This is a genomic window from Actinoplanes sp. NBRC 103695 (assembly GCF_030269485.1).
Lineage (GTDB): Bacteria > Actinomycetota > Actinomycetes > Mycobacteriales > Micromonosporaceae > Actinoplanes.
The window spans coordinates 228,014-249,845 of sequence record NZ_BSTL01000005.1; the positions used below are offsets into that span (position 1 = coordinate 228,014).

At 69.8% G+C, this 21,832-nt stretch carries 20 protein-coding genes; 14 read left to right on the forward strand and 6 right to left on the reverse strand.

All coding sequences use genetic code 11. The annotated features are described in order from the left end of the window. Positions 1-50: 50 nt before the first annotated feature. Both QSK31_RS09945 and QSK31_RS09950 read left to right on the forward strand, forming a co-directional pair. Positions 51-1,397: an aminotransferase class I/II-fold pyridoxal phosphate-dependent enzyme gene (locus QSK31_RS09945; protein WP_285682992.1), complete on the forward strand. Its 1,347-nt coding sequence runs from the start codon at positions 51-53 to the stop codon at positions 1,395-1,397. A 73-nt stretch (positions 1,398-1,470) separates the two neighbouring features. Continuing rightward, positions 1,471-2,136: a UdgX family uracil-DNA binding protein gene (locus QSK31_RS09950; RefSeq protein ID WP_285682994.1), complete on the forward strand. Its 666-nt coding sequence runs from the start codon at positions 1,471-1,473 to the stop codon at positions 2,134-2,136. Here QSK31_RS09950 and QSK31_RS09955 read toward each other — a convergent pair. After that, entirely contained in the window at positions 2,105-2,881 is a 777-nt protein-coding gene (locus QSK31_RS09955; RefSeq protein ID WP_285682995.1) for a TetR/AcrR family transcriptional regulator C-terminal domain-containing protein, read from the reverse strand. The two genes, QSK31_RS09950 and QSK31_RS09955, sit on opposite strands and share 32 nt — an antisense overlap. Before the next feature lie 79 nt (positions 2,882-2,960). Between QSK31_RS09955 and QSK31_RS09960 the strand changes: the two genes are divergently transcribed. The 9 genes from QSK31_RS09960 to rny all read left to right on the forward strand — a co-directional run bounded on the left by QSK31_RS09960 (position 2,961) and on the right by rny (position 13,806). Further along, a complete protein-coding gene (locus QSK31_RS09960) occupies positions 2,961-3,908 on the forward strand; it encodes an ATP-binding cassette domain-containing protein (protein ID WP_502872935.1) in 948 nt (315 codons plus the stop codon). Beyond that, a complete protein-coding gene (locus QSK31_RS09965) occupies positions 3,905-4,684 on the forward strand; it encodes an ABC transporter permease (RefSeq protein ID WP_285682997.1) in 780 nt (259 codons plus the stop codon). Before QSK31_RS09960 ends, QSK31_RS09965 begins: the two co-directional genes overlap by 4 nt. Positions 4,685-5,025: 341 nt before the next feature. Then, positions 5,026-5,226, forward strand: coding sequence for a DUF3046 domain-containing protein (locus QSK31_RS09970; RefSeq protein ID WP_285682999.1), 201 nt, complete (start codon positions 5,026-5,028; stop codon positions 5,224-5,226). A gap of 213 nt (positions 5,227-5,439) precedes the next feature. Further along, positions 5,440-6,486: a recombinase RecA gene (gene recA / locus QSK31_RS09975; protein WP_285683000.1), complete on the forward strand. Its 1,047-nt coding sequence runs from the start codon at positions 5,440-5,442 to the stop codon at positions 6,484-6,486. A gap of 474 nt (positions 6,487-6,960) precedes the next feature. Further along, a complete protein-coding gene (locus tag QSK31_RS09980; RefSeq protein ID WP_285683001.1) occupies positions 6,961-7,086 on the forward strand; it encodes a hypothetical protein in 126 nt (41 codons plus the stop codon). A 524-nt stretch (positions 7,087-7,610) separates the two neighbouring features. Next, a complete protein-coding gene (locus QSK31_RS09985) occupies positions 7,611-8,102 on the forward strand; it encodes a regulatory protein RecX (protein ID WP_285683320.1) in 492 nt (163 codons plus the stop codon). A 207-nt stretch (positions 8,103-8,309) separates the two neighbouring features. Further along, positions 8,310-9,056 carry a hypothetical protein gene (locus tag QSK31_RS09990; protein WP_285683002.1) on the forward strand — a complete coding sequence of 249 codons (747 nt, stop codon included), beginning with the start codon at positions 8,310-8,312 and terminating at the stop codon, positions 9,054-9,056. Between the two features lie 1,000 nt (positions 9,057-10,056). Next, positions 10,057-11,397 carry a hypothetical protein gene (locus QSK31_RS09995; RefSeq protein ID WP_285683004.1) on the forward strand — a complete coding sequence of 447 codons (1,341 nt, stop codon included), beginning with the start codon at positions 10,057-10,059 and terminating at the stop codon, positions 11,395-11,397. A gap of 708 nt (positions 11,398-12,105) precedes the next feature. Continuing rightward, positions 12,106-13,806 carry a ribonuclease Y gene (gene rny, locus QSK31_RS10000; RefSeq protein ID WP_285683005.1) on the forward strand — a complete coding sequence of 567 codons (1,701 nt, stop codon included), beginning with the start codon at positions 12,106-12,108 and terminating at the stop codon, positions 13,804-13,806. A gap of 85 nt (positions 13,807-13,891) precedes the next feature. On the opposite strand, the gene QSK31_RS10005 is transcribed toward rny, so the two are convergent. The 4 genes from QSK31_RS10005 to QSK31_RS10020 are packed head-to-tail and all read right to left on the reverse strand — an operon-like array spanning position 13,892 to position 17,288. Next, entirely contained in the window at positions 13,892-14,857 is a 966-nt protein-coding gene (locus QSK31_RS10005; RefSeq protein ID WP_285683007.1) for an amino acid ABC transporter permease, read from the reverse strand. Next, positions 14,854-15,561 (reverse strand): amino acid ABC transporter permease, encoded by a 708-nt coding sequence (locus tag QSK31_RS10010; protein ID WP_285683008.1) that lies wholly within the window; start codon positions 15,559-15,561, stop codon positions 14,854-14,856. The genes QSK31_RS10005 and QSK31_RS10010 overlap by 4 nt, the downstream gene beginning before the upstream one ends. 48 nt (positions 15,562-15,609) lie before the next feature. Beyond that, entirely contained in the window at positions 15,610-16,485 is an 876-nt protein-coding gene (locus tag QSK31_RS10015) for a glutamate ABC transporter substrate-binding protein (RefSeq protein WP_285683009.1), read from the reverse strand. 56 nt (positions 16,486-16,541) lie between these two features. Then, positions 16,542-17,288: an amino acid ABC transporter ATP-binding protein gene (locus tag QSK31_RS10020; protein ID WP_285683010.1), complete on the reverse strand. Its 747-nt coding sequence runs from the start codon at positions 17,286-17,288 to the stop codon at positions 16,542-16,544. A 253-nt stretch (positions 17,289-17,541) separates the two neighbouring features. Here QSK31_RS10020 and QSK31_RS10025 point away from each other — a divergent pair, with 253 nt between their 5' ends. Together QSK31_RS10025 and miaB are read left to right on the forward strand one after the other, a co-directional pair. Continuing rightward, the gene (locus QSK31_RS10025; RefSeq protein WP_285683012.1) at positions 17,542-17,874 is read left to right on the forward strand and encodes a hypothetical protein; all 333 of its coding nucleotides are present in this window, start codon (positions 17,542-17,544) and stop codon (positions 17,872-17,874) included. A gap of 22 nt (positions 17,875-17,896) precedes the next feature. Next, positions 17,897-19,375: a tRNA (N6-isopentenyl adenosine(37)-C2)-methylthiotransferase MiaB gene (gene miaB, locus QSK31_RS10030; protein ID WP_285683014.1), complete on the forward strand. Its 1,479-nt coding sequence runs from the start codon at positions 17,897-17,899 to the stop codon at positions 19,373-19,375. A 173-nt stretch (positions 19,376-19,548) separates the two neighbouring features. Here miaB and QSK31_RS10035 read toward each other — a convergent pair whose 3' ends face one another. Beyond that, a complete protein-coding gene (locus QSK31_RS10035) occupies positions 19,549-20,757 on the reverse strand; it encodes a DUF349 domain-containing protein (protein WP_285683015.1) in 1,209 nt (402 codons plus the stop codon). A 206-nt stretch (positions 20,758-20,963) separates the two neighbouring features. Between QSK31_RS10035 and miaA the strand changes: the two genes are divergently transcribed. After that, positions 20,964-21,830: a tRNA (adenosine(37)-N6)-dimethylallyltransferase MiaA gene (gene miaA / locus QSK31_RS10040; RefSeq protein ID WP_285683321.1), complete on the forward strand. Its 867-nt coding sequence runs from the start codon at positions 20,964-20,966 to the stop codon at positions 21,828-21,830. Positions 21,831-21,832: the final 2 nt, after the last annotated feature.

Genomic DNA, 21,832 nt, shown 5'->3' on the forward strand with positions numbered 1-21,832 from the left:
TCGCCTCCCGAAACTTGCCAACAACTTCGTTCTAGTACAAAATATTGTCTGTGGCAGAACAATATCAGGTGAGCGGCGCGAGTGCCTCAGCCATTTCCGTGAGCATCGAGACCGGCATCCGCGAGGGCCGGATCGAGGCGGGCGCCGCCCTGCCCCCGGTCCGCACGCTCGCCGAGGAGCTGAGGGTCAGCCCGGCCACCGTGGCCAAGGCCTACGGCGAGCTGCGTCGTCGCGGGGTGATCGAGGCCCATGGTCGGCGCGGCACGCGGGTGCGATCCCGTCCGCCGGTGGCTCCGAGCCGTGCCGCTCTGCGCGTCGAGGTGGCTCCCGGGGTCTGGGATGTCTCCGCCGGCGAGCCCAGCGTGCATCACCTGCCGCCGCTCGGCCCCCGCCTGAGCGAGGTCGCGGCAGGCCTGGGCGGCCCGATCGGCTACACCCACGGCGGCGTGCTGCCCGACCTGGCCGACGCGGCGCGCGAGCGGCTGGCCGCGGGCGGCGTCCCGATGGCCGACGCCGACATCACCGTGACCGGCGGCACCCTCGACGCCATCGAGCGGCTGCTCACCGTCTACCTCCGTCCGGGTGACGCGGTCGCCGTGGAGGACCCGGGCTGGGCCAACCTGCTCGACCTGGTCGCGGTGCTCGGCCTGGAGGCCGTCCCGGTGGCGATGGATCAGAGCGGCCCGGTGCCGTCGTCCTTGGAGCGCGCGCTGTCGCTGGGCGCCCGAGCCGTGGTGATCACGTCCCGCGCGCAGAACCCGACGGGCGCGTCCGTGTCGCCCGCACGCCGGCTCGAGCTGCGGCCGGTCCTCGCCGCCCACCCGGGAGTGCTGCTCATCGAGGACGACCATGCCGCCGAGCTCGCCACCACCGCGCTGCAGTGTCTCGGCCCGGTGACCGGTTCCTGGGCGTTCGTGCGGTCGGCGTCGAAGCCGTTCGGTCCCGACCTGCGGATCGCGGTGGTGGCCGGCGACGAGACCTCGATCGCGCGGGTGGCCGGCCGGATGCGGATCGGCAGCGGCTGGGTGTCCACCATGCTGCAACGACTGCTGCTGCGGGTGTGGCAGGACCCTTCGGTCGCCACGTGGGTCGAGACGGCCGCGGGCGTCTATGAGAACAGGCGCGAGACCTTGCTGCGCGCCCTGCGGGAGCGCGCGGTCCAGGCGGTCGGTTCCGCGGGCCTCAACGTCTGGGTACGAGTGCCGGACGAGACCCGCGCCGTGTCGGTGCTCCGCGAGGCGGGCTACGCGGTGGCGCCCGGCTCGCTCTTCCGCATCGATTCGCCGCCGGGCATCCGCATCACGGTCAGCGATCTCGATCCCGAGCGGGTCGATCCCCTGGCCGACGCGGTCGCGGTCGCCGTGCACCCGAGCTCCGTCGCGGCGCCGTCACGATGATCGAGATCGTCCGGGCGCCGACCCATTCGGGTGCGGGGTGATCGGTCGCCGGCGTATGGGGTAGAACACCGGGATGGCTAGGAACGAGACGCCGCCCGGGGCCGGGAAGTGGGTTCCGCCGCATCCGGGCGGCTTGGACGAGCTCAAGCAGGCAGCCGCGCAGTGCGAGGGCTGCGAGCTGCATGAGGACGCCACCCAGACCGTCTTCGGCCGGGGCGCTCCGGACGCCCGGGTCGTCTTCGTCGGTGAGCAGCCCGGCGACGTCGAGGACCAGCAGGGCCTTCCGTTCGTGGGACCTGCCGGGCGTGTCCTCCGCGACGCGGTGGAGGAGGCCGGCATCGAGGTGCCCTGGGTCTACATCACCAACGCGGTCAAGCACTTCCGGTTCGAGATGCGCGGAAAGCGGCGCATCCACCAGACTCCGGGCCCGGCGCACATCACCGCCTGCCGGCCGTGGCTGGTCGCCGAGTTCGGGCTGCTCAAGCCCGAGATCGTGGTGGTGCTCGGCGCCACGGCGGCCAAGTCCCTGCTCGGTCCGTCCTTCCGGGTCACCCGGTCCCGAGGGGAGCTCATGCCCTGGCCCGCCTCGGCCCAGCATCCGGAGGACTTCCCGGTCGCCGAGTGCCAGGCCGTCGCCACCATCCACCCGTCGGCCGTGCTGCGCGCCGACGACCGGGACGCCGCCTATCGCGGGCTGGTCGACGACCTCAAGGTCGCCCGTTCCGCCCTTCGGGGTTAGGGCGCTTCAGCAGGTTCTCCAAGCCGTCGATGATGCGGTCGAGGCCGAAGCGGAACGATCGCTCCGGGTCGCTGATCGCGTTGTACTCCTGCCCGGCCGCCGTGCCGACCCGGCCGGACAGCGGGTATCGATCGGCGGGCATCACCTGCTCCAGCACCGGTGCGTTGATCTCCCACCACTGCACATCCGAGATGCCGGTGCTCTCCGCGGCCCGGCGCGCGTCGACCGAGGCGCGCGCCGACTGCTCGGCGAAGCCGGTGATCAGCGTGACCACCTGATCCATCTCGAGGTCGGTGAGTCCCGCGCCCTCGATCGCGGAGAGGTGCCACTCGTATCGGTCGGAGACGTTCGGTCCGATCCAGGGCCGGCTCTTGTCGGCCTGCAACAGCCACGGGTGCCGGTGGATCTCGTCCCACTGATTGCGGGCCAGCGTGGTGAGCCGCTCGCGCAGGCTCCCGACCAGTTCCGGCAGCTCTCGCTCGCCTGCCACCTCGTCGACCATCAGCCCGATCAGCTCCGACCGCCCGGGGACGTAGGTGTAGAGCGACATCAGCTTCAGCCCGAGCCGGTCGGCCACCTTGCGCATCGAGAACGCCAGCAGCCCCTCCTCGTCCGCGACGGCGATGCCGGCCTGGATCACCTCGTCGACGCTGACCCGCTGCTTCGGCCCCCGAGAGCCCTGCGGCGTGCCGAGGGTTCGCCGCCACAGCAGCGTGAGCGTGCGATCGACGTCCTCGTTTTCCATGTGCGGAGATTACCCCGTGAGGTGTACGGTGTACCGCGCGCCTTATTCCGTGAGGCGTACGGAGTTAGGAGTTCTGGTGATCACCGACCACACCCTGACCGCGACCGGACTACGCAAGCGCTACGGCAACGTGCAGGCACTCGACGGCTTCGACCTGACTGTCGCGGCCGGCACCATCCACGGATTGCTGGGGCCGAACGGCGCCGGCAAGAGCACGGCGGTCAAGGCCCTGGCCACCCTGATCGACTACGACGAGGGCGAGGCGAGCGTGGCCGGCTTCGACGTGCGCCGGCAGGCCGGCCAGGTGCGCCGCCGGATCGGACTCGTCGGACAGCACGCGGCCGTCGACGAGATCCTCGGGGGCCGGCAGAACCTGGTGATGTTCGGCCGGCTGTACGGCCTGAGCACCGCCGCCGCCCGCACGCGTGCGGACGAGCTGCTGGACGCCTTCGAGCTGACCGAGGCGGCGGAGCGGGCCGTCTCCACGTACTCGGGCGGGATGCGCCGCAGGCTGGACATCGCCGCCGGCTTGATCCTCACCCCGGCCGTGCTCTTCCTCGACGAACCGACCACCGGCCTGGACCCGCGTGCACGCAACGAGGTCTGGGCGACCGTGCGCGAGATCGCCGCGCGCGGCACGACGGTCCTGCTGACCACGCAGTACCTCGACGAGGCCGACCAGCTGGCGTCGCGGATCTCGGTGCTCAACCACGGGCGGGTGGTGGCGACCGGCAGCCCCGCGGCCCTGAAACGGCAGGTCGGTGGCGATCGGGTCACCGTGACCCTGCCCCTGCGCCAGCCGCTGGAGGATCTGGCCCGGCGACTGTCCGAGGCGGTCGGCGTGCCCGCGGCGGTCGACGCCGAGGCGCATGCGGTGACCTTCGAGGTGGGTGCCGGGGTGACCGCGCTTGCCGAGATCGTCCGCGCGCTCGACGCGCTCGGCATCACCCCCGAGGACCTCGTCCTACGGCGGCCGACCCTCGACGAGGTGTTTCTCACCCTGACCGAGAAGGAGGTGGCGCGGTGAGCACGTTGCGCGCCGGCTGGGTGATCACCCAGCGAGATCTGGCCCATTGGGTACGCCAGCCATGGACGCCGATCTTCGGTCTGCTGTTCACGATCATGCTGCTGCTGATCTTCGGGTTCCTGTTCGGCGGGGCGATCACCGTCCCGGGCGGCGGCGACTACATCGAGTTTCTGCTGCCTGGCATGCTGGCGCTGAGCATGATGTTCGGCGTCGAGACCACGGCCACCGCGATGGCCGCCGACGCGCGCCGCGGCATCACCGACCGGTTCCGATCGCTCCCGATCGGCAGCGCCTCGGTGTCGCTCGGGCGGGTCGGCGCCGACATGGTCAACTCGGCGGCCGAGCTGCTCGTCCTGATCCTCGGCGGCCTGCTGATCGGGTGGCGGATCACCAGCGATCCGGCGTCCGCGGTCCTCGCCGTGCTGCTTCTCCTGCTCCTGCGATTCGCGGTGCTGTGGATCGGGATCTTCGTCGGGCTGTCCTTCCGCGGTGAGAGCGCGACCATGGCCGTGCAGGTGCTGGTCTGGCCGATCGGCTTCCTGTCCACCGCGATCGTGTCGGCCGAGACGATGCCGGCGTGGCTGGGCGCCGTCGCCTCGTGGAACCCGTTGTCCGCGACCGCGTCGGCGACCCGGCAGCTCTTCGGCAACCCGACCGGCATCACGGACGGGCCGCTGGTCGACGGCGCGGTGTGGCTGGCGCTGGGCTGGCCGCTGGTTCTCATCGCGGTGTTCCTGCCGCTGTCCGCGCGGGCCTACCGAAAGCTGCGCGCCTGACCTGGCGAGCCCTGGTTGGGTCGTCAAGCCGGTCCGGGCGTCACCGGGTCGGTGTTGTCTGAGCGGCGTGACGGGGACCGGTTCGCGACGTTCTCGTCGGGACCGCGGCCTGTTTGCCGGGACGATGCGGCCTGTTTGCCGGGACGATTCCGCGCGGATCTGGTCTGGCGCGGCTTGCCGGGAGCCGAGGTCTGACGAGGGTTCGAGCCTGACTGCCGGACGGAGCGGGTCTCCGGCCGCGTGACGCTCACCGCATCGCGTGTGCCGGTGCCCGCCCGCCGGTGGCATCACGCCCGCGGCACGGCACCATGGAGAGATCTGAACTACCGAAGGAGCTCGACGTGCGGCTGACGGATTTCTGGGCTCGGCTCGAGGAGGCGTTCGGCCGCGCCTACGCCCAGAGTCTTGCCGAGGATCACACTTTCGCGGATCTCAGAGGCAGGACAATTAATCAGGCATTCGCTCAGGGTGAGGATGCGGCTACTGTCTGGCGCGTAATTGTCGCCGCGTATCCCGATCGAATCCCGTCGCGCTTGCACTGACCAGCGTTAGCACATCTGTTCGGCGTGTCGCTCGATCCTCGAACAGATGTTCGGCTATCGTCCACAGCGGCATGGTCATCCACAGGCTTCGGCAGGGCGGCGCATTTTTTGTCGTACCCACCGCCTAGCGTGTGCCGCGTGGTGAACAGAAGCTCATCGAAGACGCCTGCCAAGTCGAGCGCAGGTACCAGGGCGACTACAGGGGTGGCGGACATGGCTGCAGGACCTGACCGGGACAAGGCACTCGATCTGGCGCTGGCCCAGATCGACAAGCAGTTCGGCAAAGGCTCGGTGATGCGGCTGGGCGAGCGGCCGGTCGTGCAGACCGCCGTCATCCCGACCGGCTCCATCGCGCTCGATGTGGCGCTCGGCGTCGGCGGTCTGCCGCGCGGCCGCGTCGTCGAGGTGTTCGGCCCGGAGTCGAGCGGTAAGACCACTGTGGCGTTGCACGCGGTGGCGAACGCGCAGCGCAACGGCGGCATCGCGGCGTTCATCGACGCCGAGCACGCCCTCGACCCGGATTATGCTCAGGCGCTCGGCGTGGACACCGACGCGCTGCTCGTGTCCCAGCCGGACACCGGCGAGCAGGCGCTGGAGATCGCGGACATGCTGATCCGCTCCGGCGCCCTCGACATCATCGTCATCGACTCGGTGGCCGCCCTGGTGCCGCGCGCCGAGATCGAGGGCGAGATGGGCGACAGCCACGTGGGTCTGCAGGCCCGGCTGATGAGCCAGGCGCTGCGCAAGATCACCGGCATTCTGAGCAACTCCGGGACGACCGCGATCTTCATCAACCAGCTGCGCGAGAAGATCGGCGTGATGTTCGGCTCGCCGGAGACCACGACCGGTGGTCGCGCGCTGAAGTTCTACTCGTCCATCCGCCTCGACGTGCGCCGCATCGAGAGCCTCAAGGACGGCACCGACGTGGTCGGCAACCGCACCCGCGTCAAGGTCGTGAAGAACAAGGTGGCCGCGCCGTTCAAGCAGGCCGAGTTCGACATCATGTACGGCAAGGGCATCTCCCGTGAGGGCTCGCTGATCGACGTCGGTGTCGAGCAGAACATCATCCGCAAGTCCGGCGCCTGGTACACCTACGACGGTGACCAGCTCGGCCAGGGCAAGGAGAAGGCGCGGGAGTTCCTCAAGGAGAACCCCGACGTCGCCGCGGAGATCGAGAAGAAGATCCTCGAGAAGCTGGGCGTCGGCCAGACGACCGGCGACGCGGCGGGCGGTGTCGAGCTGCCGCCGGTCGACTTCTGATGCCGGCCACGCGCTGTCGTCTGATGACGGCCACGCGCCCTCGTCTGATGCTGGCTACGCGCCCTCGTCTGATGCCGGTCACGCGCTGCTGCGTGAACGGACCGGGGTGCTGAGCCCCGATGCCCGGACGACGTGGGGCACGGTCGGGCCGCGGGTGGGACGCGATCCCGCCGAAACCGACCGGCGATGGGCCTCTCGGCGAGCTTCCGCCCGGTGACCCGGAACGCGGCAACGTTCCTGGTGGCCGCCGGCGGAGCTCGCCGGGTCGACGCTCTCCGCGCCGGGCGGACCGCGATGTGGCCGATCTCGGTTCGGACGAGCTCGACCTGAGCGGTTTCGGTCCGGCTGAGCTTGATCTGGCCGCGGACGACTGGGCCGGACCGGCGGACGAAAGCGATTTGTGGGCGGGCACCGACGCGGTTCCTGAGGGGGCGCGTCGTGCGAATGTCGGCGGCATCTCGGAGGGGAAGCGGCGTGAGGCCGCTGATCGAGCCGGTGATCCGAGTGCGGACCGAGCCGGCGATCTGGCCCCGGATCGGGTCGGCGAGCCGGCTGCGGACCCGGCCGGTGATCTGGTGGCGGGCCGGGCCGGTGATCTGACCATGGGCCGGGCCGGTGATCCGACCGCGCTGGCCGCGTTGAGGGATGCGCTGGCCGGGTTGAGGTCGGGCGGTGATCTGACCGCGGTGCGTGAGGAACTTACGCGGGCGGGTGAGGGATCAACGGCGAGAGATGGGTTCCGATCGGCCCACGGTTCGAGTCAGTCCAGCGCACGCAGGCGTGATGATGGGACCGGTATGGGCATGTCGGACGACGGCCGCGACGACGGCGACGTGAACGAGCCGGGCGCGACTCCTCGTGGGCGAGGTCGTGCGTTCGGGGAACGCGGCCGTGGTGCCGGGTGGGGTCAAGCGAGTGGTCCGGAGCGTGAGGGTGGCCGGGCGCGTGGTGCTGGGTGGGGTCAAGCGAGTGGTCCGGAGCGCGAGGGTGGCCGGGCGCGTGGTGCCGGGTGGCGGCAGCCGGGTGATCAGGAGCGTGAGGGCGGCCGGGGGCGCGGTGCCGGCCGGGGGCGGCCGGCTCGGGAGGACGGGCCGCCGCGGCCGGAGGCTGAGGTCGCGCGGGAGATCTGTCTGCGGCAGTTGGCCGTGCGGCCGCGTACCCGGTCCGAGCTGGCCAAGGTGCTGGCCAAGCGGGAGATCTCCGACGAGGTGATCGCCGAGGTGCTCGACCGGTACGACGAGGTCGGCATGATCGATGACGCGGCGTTCGCGCGGGCGTGGGTGTCCACCCGGCATCAAGGACGCGGGCTCGCGCGTCGGGCGCTGGCCAACGAGCTGCGACAACGCGGCGTCGATGCCGAAGTCGCCGGGGTCGCGCTGGAAAGCGTGGACGACGAGGCGGAAGCAGCCACCGCGCGGGCGCTGGTCGATCGCAAGCTGCGCACGGTTCGGGGCGAGCCCGACGCGGTCTTCCGGAAGCTCGTCGGCATGCTGGCGCGGAAGGGGTACTCGGCGGGTGTCGCCATTCGCGCGGTGAAGGACGCATTAGCGGCGCGTGATGCGGAAGCGGCCGAATTCGTGGAGCAGATCGATCCCGATGCGATGGCAGACGAATAGACCGATACGGTTTTGTGACACGAATGCAATGCTGTGACGAAGCGCTCCCTCGAGGCGCTGACCAGAGCACTGTCCGCTGTGTCCGTATTGTCAACCATGGATGGCGCGGTTGCCGGAAAATGGGTACGTTGCTTCCCTGATTGCTTCAAGGAACACATTGTCCAATAGGGACGATGAGTTCTTTGTTCGACAGTACGGGGAGGAACGTTGAGTACCAACCAGCTTGCTCGCAGCCGCGGAATGCGTGCGGTCGCGCGTCTGGGCCTGGTCGTCGGCGCGATCGCCGCTGCCACGATCGCGGGCGCTTCGACCGCCTCCGCAGCGGTGTTGACCGTGCACACGGGCGGTGCCCTGACCCTCGACCCGCCGGACGGCGGCGGTGACAACCCCGGCAACGGTGGCGACAACCCCGGTAACGGTGGGGACAACCCCGGCGGAGGCGGCGGCCAGAACCCTGGCGGGGATGATGACAACCCCGGTGGCGGCGACAACCCGGGTGGGGGCGGTGACATTCCTGGCGGGGGTGGCGATCACCCTGGCGGTGGTGACATTCCTGGCGGGGGTGGCGACCACCCCGGTGGTGGCGGAGACAACCCTGGCGGGGGTGGCGACAACCCCGGTGGTGGTGGCGGCGAGAACCCCGGCGGTGGTGACGGCCCCGGCGAGACCCCTCCGGCCAACCCCGGCACCGGCGGCGGTGGCGGCAACAACAACGGCGGCGGTAACAACAACGGTGGCGGCGGCAAAAACGGCGGCAGCAACAACGGCGGCGGCAGTAACCGCAACAGCAACGTCGGTGGTGGCTCGGGCGGCTCGTCCAACAACGGCCCGGAGCTTGCGCGCACCGGTACGGACGTGGTGACCGTCGCCGGCGTCGGCGCGGCGATCGCGGCCGGCGGCGTCGGCCTCATCCTGGTCACCCGTCGTCGTCGGGAGGTCCAGGCCGAGGACTGATCCACCTCGCCGTGGCGGCCCGAGCGTCGTCACCACGGATCGTGCGTCATACGGACTGCCCGGTTGCTGATGCGGCCGGGCAGTCCGCTTAGGAGGCCCATCGGGAGCGGCCGTCTGCTTAGGGTCGGATCGGGGGAGGCCGTCTGCTTAGGGCGGATCGGGGGCGGCTGTCTGCTTAGGAGGCCTCTCGGGAGCGACCGGAGAAATGGTCGCAGCGTCGCGCGGGAGACAGGGTCGCTGTACGGCGCGGAAGTTGGTGCAAGGCGCGGGTAAGTCGCCAAGCGGCGTTCGCGAGAGCGAGGCCGACCATCTCGGACGTGCCGATTCCCGGTGCGCGGATTTCGTCCTCCGGTCCACCGGGAAAGCGTGTGGCGATGAACTGAAGTCAGGAGCGACAACCGCCTCCGGTGATCAAAGACGGTCATGGCATCAGCGAGGATGTCATTGCCGAGCGTTGATCTGTCGGGGCGTCGGTCCTGGCGACCGACTAGTAATATGATGCACCGTGACCGGCAATTCCCAGGATGTTTCGAGTGGATACGGGCCCTTTCGGCGAGGGGCCGATCCGGCTGCGCGGGAAACCGGTTCGGGTGGGGCGCAGTCCGCACCGGATCAGGATCCGACCCATGATGCCGATCGCACCGCGATCGTGCCGCCGCAGCCCGACGCGGCCGCCGTCATCCCCGTTCAGGGCAGCACCTCGACGCCCACCCACGTCGTCCCACCGGCAGGTGCCACTCCGCCGGTCGGCCCACCGGCAGGTGCCACTCCGCCGGTCGGCCCACCGGCAGGTGCCACTCCGCCGGTCGGCCCACCGGCAGGTGCCACTCCGCCGGTCGGCCCACCGGCAGGTGCCACTCCGCCGGTCGTCCCACCGGCAGGTGCCACTCCGCCGGTCGGCGCGCCGATCGGTGCCGCTTCGTCGGACCCGCAAGGCGGCGCGACATCGACCGGCGCCGGCGGCGGAGCACCGACCGGGACGGCCGCGCAGTTCAGCGGCGTGCCGGAGGCGCCCGCCGGCCAGACCGGCGGCGCCTCGGTGGCGGGCCAGGTGAGCGGGACACCGATGGCCCACGGCCCGGCCGCGCCCGCCGCGCAGCCGTCGACTCCATACCCCACCGCAGCGGCGTACGGCCCGTTCCACACTGATGCGGCCCACCATGAGTCCAGCAGCGGTCCGCAGCATCCCGGCTCCGGTGCGCCGGCCTATGGCGCGGCGCCGAGCTCGGGTGGCCCCTACACGTCGGACCCCAGCCACGGCGCCCCCTACGCGTCGGACCCCAGCTCGGGCGCCCCGCAGTGGACGGCGCCGCCGTCGGAGGAAGCGGTCGACGCCTATGGACTCCCGATCGCACCGTCTTCCGGCGGAGGACTCGATCAGTACGGCCTGGGCCCGTCGTCGGGCGCCCCACGCTTCGGCCCGGGAAGCCAAGGCGGCGCGGGAAGCCTAGGGGGCGCGGGAAGCCACGACGGCGCGGGAAGCCAAGACGGCCTGGGAAGCGCAGGAAGCCCGGCGAGCGGCGATCCGTTCGGTCCGGGCGTCGGAGGTGGCGCACCACGGTTCGGTCCGGGCGGCGACGAGGCGTACGGCCCTTCGTCCGGCGGCCCCGGCTACGGATCGGACGACCGCTTCGGCTTCGAGCCGGGGCCCCGGCCGGGCCCGCGCATCGAGCCCTCCCCGCCCAAGCAGCGCAACAAGCTGGTCTTCGGCATCCTGGCCGGACTCGCCGCCGGCTTGCTGATCTTCGGGGCGCCCGGCTTCTTCATCGGCCGGGAAACGGCCCCCAGCGCCTCGCCGGAGCCGGCCACACCGGCACCCTCGACGTCGGCCGCGCCGGCGTTCGGTGTCTACGAGCAGAGCCAGATCGAGCTCAACAAGGCCCGGCTGACCGATGCCCTGGCCCCGGCCGCGCAGGGCTGGCTGCCCTACCTCTCCAACTGTGAGAAGAACGGCGAGGTCGGCGGCCCGATCCTCAACAAGGGTGAGAAGACCCGGGTCCGCTGCCGGCTCGACGGCATGAGCATGATCTTCGTCGAGTTCGCGACCGTGACAGACCGGGACAAGGCGCGGGTCAAGACGCTCAGTCAGAACGTCGACGCCCGAACTCTCACTCCGGGGGTCGGCCCGGCGGGTGACAAGGCGACGCCGAGCGGCCGGACGTCGGGGAGCTACGTCGAGTACGCGTACACCGTCGAGGAGAACCGGGCGCGGCAGACGGTCGCGGGCATCTGGTGGGATGACACGAAGACGCCGGTGGCCGCGTACATGCTGGCGTTCTGGAAGTCGGGCGTCGGCGAGGACTGGGCTCCGATGCGGGACCTGTGGGGGCGGTACGCCTGAATTGCCCTGCACGTCCCTGAGCAGGGTATGTGCGTTTCTGTGCCGTACGTCCCATCCGCTGACGAATCATGAGTCCTTGACCGGACCGGCTTCCGCGACCTAGCCTCGCGTTACACAAGGTTTATCCGACCATCGCAAGCAACACGCACAACATAGATCGCATTACATTCCGGCATCAAATAATCCAGCCACTCGTCGACCGTGCGAGGGCTGGACGGTCTTACCCGCGGTCGGCCAGAGACGCGACACGAGCGTCGACGGTCAGTCGTGCCCTGCGAGCCTTGGTCGGCCGAACCCTGTGCACCGGCACGCGAGGGTCGCGCGCCGGGACGCCGACATCGGTAAGTGGGTTCGTAAGCCAAAGACGAGTCCGCCAAGAGCAGACCGCATAGACGAGATCGCAAGACAAAACGGGCAAGAGGCCGGCAACGCCAGCGAGCACGCCGGGACAACTAGACAAGTGCACAGTCGCGACGAAGCGGCCGGGCGGGCACCGACTGACACCACCGACGACCATCCGCCAGACCGCAGGCACCAGCTCCGGCCGCCGCAGTCCGGGGATGGCGCGCCGAGGGAAGACGGCCCGCCGGGTCCGGCCGGGGTGGGTCACGACCCGCCGCCGCGTCCCGGGCCCCCGCCCGCCGACTGTGCAGGGGAGCGCCGCCGCCCCCGCGGGTGGGCGGCGCTGGCGAAGGGAGACGCGGCGACATGACCGCCCTGGATTTTGTTCTGGTGGTGGCGATCGTCGTACTCGCCGCGTTCGTGGTGGGCGGCCTCTATCTGGGGTCACGCGCGCTGCGCCAGATCCAGACCAGCAAGGTCGACGCCAAGGACCGCGAGGATCAGGTCGAGCACGCCAAGGCAAAAGCTGCTTCGGTACGCGCGGAGGCCGCCGCCGCGAAGGCCGAGGCGAACGCCGCCCGCGCCGAGGCACGCAGAGTGCTCGAGACGGCTCACGGGGAGGCCGACACGATCCTCGAGCACGCACACCGCCAGGCCGAGACCGATGCCGAGCAGGCTCGCACGGCCGCCCGCCGCAGCGGGGAGCGCGAGGTGGCCCTGCTCAACGCGACCGCCAAGGAGCATGCCGCGGAGGTCGAGCGCCGCGCCGCGCGGATCGACGAGCGGGAACGCCAGCACGCCGACGAGGTCGAGCGCCTGGTCGAGCGGGAGCGCCGGCTCGCGGCGATGGACGCCGACCTGTCGGGGCGGGAGGCGGCGCTGTCGGTCCGGGAGGCCGAGCTGGCGGCCGCCGTCGAGGGGCAGCGCAAGGAGTTGGAGCGGGTGGCCGGCCTGAGCGCCGACGCGGCCCGGTCGGAGCTGATCGAGACGATCGAGGCGCAGGCCAAGCGGGAGGCCGCGATCCTGGTCCGGGACATCGAGGGCGAGGCGAAGCGGACGGCCGACACCCGGGCCCGGCACATCGTGGTGGATGCGATCCAGCGCATCGCCAGCGAGCAGACCGCGGAGAGCGTGGTCAGCGTTCTGCACCTGCCCAGCGATGAGATGAAGGGCCGGATCATCGGCCGCGAGGGGCGCAACATCCGGGCGTTCGAGTCGACCACCGGCGTCAACCTGATCATCGACGACACCCCGGAGGCGGTGCTGCTCTCCTGCTTCGACCCGGTACGCCGCGAGGTCGGCCGCCTCACCCTGGAGAAGCTGGTGCTGGACGGCCGCATCCACCCGCACCGCATCGAGGAGGTCTTCGAGTCCGCCAAGGGCGAGGTGGACCAGCTGTGCGAGCGGGCCGCCGAGGACGCCCTGGTCGACGTCGGCATCACCGACATCCACCCGGAGCTGGCCACCCTGGTGGGCCGGTTGAGGTACCGCACCAGCTACGGCCAGAACGTGCTGAAGCATCTGGTGGAGACCGCGCACATCGCCGGCATCATGGCCGCCGAGCTGGGCCTGGACGTGCGGACCATGAAGCGGGCCGCGTTCCTGCACGACATCGGCAAGGCGCTCACCCACGAGGTGGAGGGCAGCCACGCCCTGATCGGCGCCGATCTGGCCCGCAAGTACGGCGAGTCGGAGGACGTGGTGCACGCGATCGAGGCGCATCACAACGAGGTGCCGCCGCAGACCATCGAGGCGGTGCTGACTCAGGCCGCGGACGCGTGTTCCGGTGGGCGGCCGGGCGCGCGGCGGGAGAGTCTCGAGGCGTACGTGAAGCGTCTGGAGCGGATCGAGGAGATCGCCGCCGGCAAGGTGGGGGTGGAGAAGGTCTTCGCGATGCAGGCCGGCCGCGAGATCCGGGTCATGGTTCGCCCGGATGACATCGATGACATCGGTGCCGCCGTGCTCGCCCGGGACGTCGCGAAGCAGATCGAGGAGGAGCTGACCTATCCGGGTCAGATCCGCGTCACGGTCGTCCGCGAGTCCCGGGTCACCGAGCTGGCCCGCTAGGCCCCGTCCGGCAGACGCCGGGCAAGCCGGCAGACGCCGGGCAAGCCGGCAGACGCCGGGCAAGCCGGCTGGCGCTCGGCACGACCTAGGCGAGCCCGCCGCCGACCCCGGCGCCGATGGCGGCGGGAGGCTCGGCGTCGACCGGCAGGTTGCGGGTCTTGCTGCCGCGGGCGAGCCGGCGCTGCACGTAGCCGGCGAGCTTGGACAGCCCGTAGTTGATCAGGATGTAGATCGTTCCGACGACGACGTACATCTGGATCTGGTTGTCCAGGATCTGCACGACCTGCGTGGTGATCCGGAGGATCTCCTCGTACCCGATGATGAAGCCCAGCGACGTGTCCTTGAGCACCACCACGAGCTGGCTGATCAGCGCCGGCAGCATGATCCGGAAGGCCTGCGGCAGCAGGATCATCCGGATGGTCTGCGCGCTGCTCAGGCCGACCGCCTCGGCCGCCTCGCGCTGGCCGACGGGCAGGCCCTCCATGCCGGAGCGCAGGATCTCGGCGATCACCACGGAGTTGTAGAGGACCAGGCCGAGGACCAGGTACCAGATCAGGTCGCCGAGCTCGACGCCGAGCGACGGCAGGCCGAGCCAGACGAAGACGACCGTGATGACCACGGGCAGGCCACGGAACACCTCGACGAAGATCCGGCTGATCGCGTCGAGCGCGACCATGATCACGCGCAGCAGGATCGCCACCGGGGCGGGGAAGCCCACCCACTTGCGGTGGCTGGCGGACTTGAGCCAGATCCGCGCGATGGACAGCAGTGTGCCGACGATCAGCGAGGCGACCACGGCCAGCACCGCGGCGATCAGGGTGGCCTTGAAGCCGTCCCCGATCCGGGTCCACAGCGCGCTGAAGTCGTCGTCGGACGGGTCGATCAGCGGCGCCCAGACGTCCATGTCGAACTCGCCGCGCGCGTCCAGCGGCTTGTAGACGAAGAAGTAGACACCGACCAGGACCAGCAGGCCGACGACGATGCTGCTGATGATCGTGACGCGACGGGCGCGGGGCCCGGGCGCGTCGTAGAGCGTGGTCTGCTGGCTCATCGGGCCACCGCCCGGCGCTTCTCGATGCGGTCGAGCAGGATGCCGAGGGGCACGGTCATGATGAGGAAGCCGATCGAGATGCCGATCATCACCGGGATGGTCGGTTCGCCGCGGACCGTGATCAGCGCGTACCCGCTGTTGGAGAGGTCTCCCACCACACCGAAGAAGCCGGCGAGCGCGGAGTTCTTGATCATCGCGATGATCACGCTGCCGAGCGGCACGATGGCCGCCTTCCACGCCTGGGGGAGGACCACGAAGCGGAGGTTCTGACCGAAGGTCAGGCCGATCGCGCGGGCCGCCTCGGCCTGGCCGGTGGGCACCGCGTTGATGCCGGCGCGCAGTGCCTCGCAGACGAACGCGCCGGTGTAGAGGCTGAGCGCGATGATCGCGAAGCGGAAGTACGGCAGGTCGATGCTCAACCGGGTGAAGATCTGCTCGAGCCCGGGGATGCGCAGGAAGTTGGCATTGGAGCCGAGCGCCGGGAGCGCGAACGCCGAGAAGAAGAAGACGATGGTCAGCGGGACGTTACGGAACACCGTGACGTACCCGGTGCCGATCGCGCGCAGCGGCGGCACCGGGGAGATCCGGAAGACCGCGATCACGGCGCCGATGACCAGCGCCCCGATCGCGGCGAGAATGCAGAGTTGCAAGGTGAGCCAGAACCCACCGGCGAAGACGTCGAAGTTGTCGATCACGGCGCCCATGTCGCCACCACCAAGCTCTGGCTCACCCTGGTCCTCAGCTACTCAGCTTCAGCTACGGTCGATCGTCGGGATCTTGAGCTCCGACGTGTCGTTCTTGCCGGCGGTGTCGTCCCAGGCCTTCTTGTAGGCACCGTCCTGGAACGCCTTCTCCAGCGTGTCGTTGATGAAGGTCTTGAAGGCGGCGTCGCCCTTCTTCAGGCCGATGCCGTACGGCTCCTCGGTGAAGGTCTGGCCGGCCAGCTTGAAGGCGCCCTCGTTGGTGGCGACGAAGCCGGCCAGGATCACGTTGTCGGTGGTGACCGCGTCGACCTGACCACCCTTCAGCGCGTCCACGCACTTCTGGTAGATGTCGAAGAGCACCAGCTGCTTGGTCTTGTCACCGAGGTACTTCTCGATGTTGGTGGCCGGGGTGGAGTTGGTCACCGAGCAGACCTTCTTGGTGCCGTCCTTGAAGGAGTCCGGCCCGGTGATGGAGGCGTCGTCCGCCTTCACCAGGATCGACTGGCCGGCGATGTAGTACGGCCCGGCGAAGTCGATGACGGCCTTGCGCTTGTCGTTGATCGTGTACGTCGCGACCACGATGTCGACCTTGTCCTGCTGGAGGACCTGCTCGCGGACCGTCGACGGGGTTTCCTGGTACTCGATCTTGTCCTCGGGGATGTCCAGCGCCTTGGCGACCAGCTTGGCGATCTCGACGTCGAAGCCCTCGGGCTTGCCGCTGAGGCCCTTGAGGCCGAAGCCCGGCTGGTCGAACTTGGTGCCCACCCGGATCTTCTGAGCCTTGTTCAGCTTCTCCATCGTCGACCCGGCGGCGAAGCTGGCGTTGCCGGAGCTGCCACCCTCGCTGTCGTCGCCGCCACAGGCGGTCACGGTCAGCGCCAGGGCCAGGGCCCCGATCGCGGCCGCAATACGGGTAGTGCGCATCATTACGCTCCTCGGTGGTGATGCAGTGAGCCTTTTGAGGGCTCCTTGATGGACACTCAGTGCGTCAAGATCTTGGAGAGGAAGTCCTTCGCCCGTTCCGATTTCGGGTTGGCGAAGAACTCCGACGGCGCCGCTTCCTCGACCAGCTGACCGTCGGCCATGAACACCACGCGGTTGGCGGCGTGCCGGGCGAAGCCCATCTCGTGGGTCACCACCACCATCGTCATGCCGTCCTTGGCGAGCGAGGTCATCACGTCCAGCACCTCGCCGACCATTTCCGGGTCGAGGGCGCTGGTGGGCTCGTCGAAGAGCAGGGCCTTGGGCTGCATGGCCAGCGCGCGGGCGATCGCGACGCGCTGCTGCTGGCCGCCGGAGAGCTGGGCCGGGTACTTCTCGGCCTGGCTGGCGATGCCGACCCGGTCGAGCAGGCCCATCGCGCGGTCCCTGACGACCGAGGGCTTCTCCCGGCGCACCTTCAGCGGGCCGAGCATGACGTTCTGCAGGATGGTCTTGTGCGCGAAGAGGTTGAACGACTGGAACACCATGCCGACCTCGCTGCGCAGCTTCGCCAGGCCCTTGCCCTCGGCCGGCAGCTCCTGCCCGTCGAAGACGATGGTGCCCGAGTTGATCGGCTCGAGCCGGTTGATCGCCCGGCACAGCGTCGACTTGCCGGAGCCGGACGGTCCGATCACGACGACGACCTCGCCGCGGGCGACGGACAGGTCCACGTCCTGGAGCACGTGCAGGGGCCCGAACCACTTGTTGACCTTGTCAAGGACGATGAGAGCCTTGTCGTCAGCCACGTGCGGACACCGTCCTGTTCGTCGGTTCACTCGGATGGGGCCACTCTAGGGGGGCTGGTGTATCGGTTAGCGCCGAGAATGGTCACGGAGCGGTAACACAGGGAGATGCAGGTCGGGAGTGTTGTCCACGATGAGCGGTATGGCGGACGTTGACCCGGTGGGTGGCATCTGGAACTGGGCCGTTGCCGGTCGGATCGATGAGGCTTCGGTCCGATCTGCGATCTCCGATGTCTTAGAGCGCCCCGTGACCGGGATGTCCGAGGACGCTGAGGATTCTGCCGTGCTGGTGGACGTCTACCACGTCGGTGGCGAGTTCCCGACAATGATCGACCTTTACCTCGTCCCGTCCGTTGATCATGAGATCACCGTCGCGAGCGCCGTCGCGGTCGAGCTCGGTGCCGCGGTCCTGCTTCCCGACGACTCGCTCAACCCCACGCGGTACGTGCTGAGCGAGCCGGACGGGACCTGGCGGACCGTGCATGTCGACGAGATCGAGACCGACGAGGGCACCGAGCGCCGGCACCTGCGTCCCTGCACCGGCGCCGACCCCGCCTGTGCGGTGGGCCCGGAGCGCAACGCGGCGTGACAGGGCTACCCTTTTCACTGCTATGACGAGTGACCAACGAACCTACGACGTGCGCACGTACGGCTGTCAGATGAACGTGCACGACAGCGAACGCATCTCCGGGCTGATGGAGGATGCGGGGTACGTGCGTGCCGCCGACGCGGACGCGGCCGACGTGGTCGTGTTCAACACCTGCGCCGTCCGGGAGAACGCGGACAACCGCCTCTACGGCAACCTCGGCCACCTGCGGCCGACGAAGCTGAAGAACCCGGACATGCAGATCGCCGTCGGCGGATGCCTCGCGCAGAAGGACCGCGGCGACATCGTCAAGAAGGCGCCGTGGGTCGACGTGGTCTTCGGCACCCACAACATCGGCTCGCTGCCCGCCCTGCTCGAGCGCGCCCGGCACAACGCCGCCGCCGAGGTGGAGATCCTCGAGTCGCTGGAGGTGTTCCCCTCCACGCTGCCGACGCGCCGCGAGTCCACGTACGCGGGATGGGTCTCGATCTCGGTCGGCTGCAACAACACCTGCACGTTCTGCATCGTCCCGGCGCTGCGCGGCAAGGAGAAGGACCGCCGGCCGGGCGAGATCCTCGCCGAGGTGGAGGCGCTCACCTCCGAGGGCGTGCTCGAGGTCACTCTGCTCGGGCAGAACGTCAACTCGTACGGCGCCGAGTTCGGCGACCGGCTCGCGTTCGGCAAGCTGCTGCGCGCGTGCGGCGAGGTCGACGGCCTGGAGCGGGTGCGGTTCACCAGCCCGCACCCGAAGGACTTCACCGACGACGTGATCGCCGCGATGGCCGAGACGCCGAACGTCTGCCCGTCGCTGCACATGCCGCTGCAGTCCGGCTCCGACGCGGTGCTCAAGGCCATGCGCCGCAGCTACCGCCGGGAGAAGTACCTGGGCATCATCGACAAGGTGCGCGCCGCGATGCCGGACGCCGCGATCACCACCGACATCATCGTCGGGTTCCCGGGCGAGACGGAGGCCGACTTCGAGCAGACGCTCGAGGTGGTGCGCGCGGCGCGGTTCTCCACCGCGTTCACCTTCCAGTACTCGATCCGTCCCGGCACCCCCGCCGCGACCATGCCGGACCAGGTGCCCAAAGCGGTCGTGCAGGAACGGTACGAGCGGCTGATCGCCACGCTCGAGGACATCACCTGGGCGGAGAACAAGAAGCAGGTCGGGCGTACGGTCGAAGTGCTGGTCGCGGTGGGTGAGGGTCGCAAGGACGAGCGTACGGGCCGGCTGAGCGGCCGGGCCCGCGACGGCCGTCTCGTGCACTTCGCCACCGGCGGCCTGGCCCCGCGTCCGGGCGACATCGTCGAGACCGTGATCACCTACGCCGCCCCGCACCACCTGAACGCCGACGGCGACCCGGTCAGCCACCGCCGCACCCGCGCGGGTGACGCCTGGGAAGCCGGCCGCACCCCGCGGATGCCCGGCGTCAACCTGGGCCTTCCCACGATCGGCGCGCCCGCACCGCTGGCGGCGACCACAGGCGGCTGCGCGGTCACGTAGGGAAGGTGACGCCGGTGCGTTCGGCCCGCTCGGTGCCCCAGTCGTAGAGCGCCTGCAGCACCGGGGCGAGACTGCGCCCTCGTCGGTGAAGCAAGAAGCGGCCCGGACCATTTACGGTCCGGGCCACTGATGACGTGCAGGTGCTGTGCACGTACTCCAGAACGGTTTTGATCTTAGGAAGCCTGCTCCGCCAAGGCCAGGAACTGACGCTTGGATTCGAGCGCCTGCTGGGCCTCCTTGATCCGCTTCTTGTCGCCGGCCGCCTCCGCGCGGGCGAGACGCTGCTCGGCCTCCGCGACCTGCTCGCGCATCTGCTGGAGCAGCGGGTTGTCCTGCGGCGCCGTCTTGCGCCAGGCCGAGTCCATGGCCACCCGGATGCGTTCCTCCGCGGCCCGCCAGCGGCGATCCAGACCGGCCTGCGACTCGCGCGGCACCCGGCCGGCGTCGTGCCAGGAGGCCTGCGCGTCACGCATCTTGTTCTGTGCCGCGCGCGGGTCGGCGTCGACGTCCAGCGCCTCGACCTCGGCGAGGATCGCCTGTTTGCGTTCCAGGTTGCCCTTGAACTCGGCGTCGCGGGCGGAGAAGACCTCGCTGCGGCGGGTGAAGAAGGCGTCCTGCGCGGCCCGGAAGCGTTCCCAGAGGCGCTGCTCGGCCTCCTTCGCGGCGCGCGGCGCGGCCTTCCACTCGGTCATCAGTTCCTTGAGCCGGTTGGCGGTCGGCGCCCACTCGGACGACTCGGACAGCGCCTCCGCCTCGGCGACCAGTTCCTCCTTGGCGGTCTGCGCCTGCTTGCGCTGGCCGTCGAGGGTGGCGAAGTGGGCGCCGCGGCGGCGGGTGAAGCCGTCCCGGGCGGTCGCGAAACGCTTCCACAGCTCGCCGTCGGTCTTCTTGTCGACGCCGCGGATCGTCTTCCACTCGTCGAGGATTTCCTTGAGCCGGTCGCCGGCCGTCTTCCAGCCGGTGGACTCGGCGGCGATCTTCTCCGCCTCCTCGACCAGCGAGGTCTTGCGGGCGATCGCCTCGCCGCGGGCCGCCTCACGGGCCACGCGCGCCTCGCCGGCTTTTTCGTCGGCGAGGGTGGACAGCCGTTCGAGCCGGGCGGCGAGCCCGTCGATGTCGCCGACGACGTGTGCCTCGTCGAGCTGGGTGCGCAGCCGCTTGACGCTGGTCAGGGAGTGGGCGGCGTCGGCCGCGCCGGACTTGAGCCGGGCCTCGATCAGGTCGACCTCGGTGACCAGATCGGCGAACCGGCGGGCGAAGTGGGCCAGACCCTCCTCGGGAGTGCCCGCCTGCCATGAGCCGACCACCCGGTCGCCCTCGGCGGTCTTGACGTAGACGGTGCCGTCGGCATCGACTCGCCCGAAGGTTGTCCAGTCGTTCATCAGCTCATCCTCGTTCTTCCCGGCAGCCGTGAGCCTCCTCGCTCCGACCACCGCCACAGCGCAGTCAAGAATGCCGTACCTCACTTGACATTCTTTCTCGCGCATTGTCACAGGTCCAACCCGGTTACGACCAAGTGCCCGCCGATGACCGTGACCATACGGTGTCCTACCGTTGCTCCGTGCCGAACCACCCCCATCCCCGGGTGATGGCCGTCGTCGGGCCGACCGCCGCCGGCAAGTCGGCCCTGAGCATCGCTCTCGCACACGCCCTGAGCGGGGAGATCGTCAACGCGGACTCGATGCAGTTGTACCGCGGCATGGACATCGGCACCGCGAAGTTGAGCGTCGAGGAACGCGAGGGCGTCCCGCATCACGTGCTGGACATCTGGGACGTCCGGGACGCGGCGAGCGTGGCCGAATATCAGAAACTGGCACGCGCGGCGGTCGACGACATCGCCGCCCGGGGCAAGGTGCCGCTGCTCGTCGGAGGATCAGGCCTTTATGTACGCTCGGTGCTGGAGGACTTCGCGTTCCCCGGCACCGATCCGGTGATCCGGGCCCGCCTCGAGGATGAATTGTCCCGAGGCGTCCCGTTGTTCGACCGGCTCCGGGAACTCGACCCCGTGGCCGCCGCCAAGATTCTTCCCTCTAATGGGCGGCGCGTCGTACGGGCGCTCGAGGTGATCGAGTTGACCGGGCTTCCGTTCACCGCCTCGCTGCCGTCCCCGACACCGGTGTATCCCCACGTGCAGCTCGGCGTTGATCGCGACAATCTGGACATTCGGGTGGACCGCCGGGTCGATCTCATGTGGGAGGCGGGCCTGGTGGCCGAGGTGGCGTCCCTGGACGGACTCCGCGAGGGCCGCACGGCCGGACGCGCGCTCGGATACCAGCAGGCACTGGCCCAGCTCGACGGCGAACTCACCGAGGACGAAGCGCGCGAGGCGACCAAAACGGCCACCCGGCGGTTCGTACGCAGGCAACGATCGTGGTTCCGCCGTGACCCGCGCATTCACTGGTTGGACGGCGCGTCGGAAACGTTGTTGGCGGACGCGCTGGCAGTTGCGCAATGATG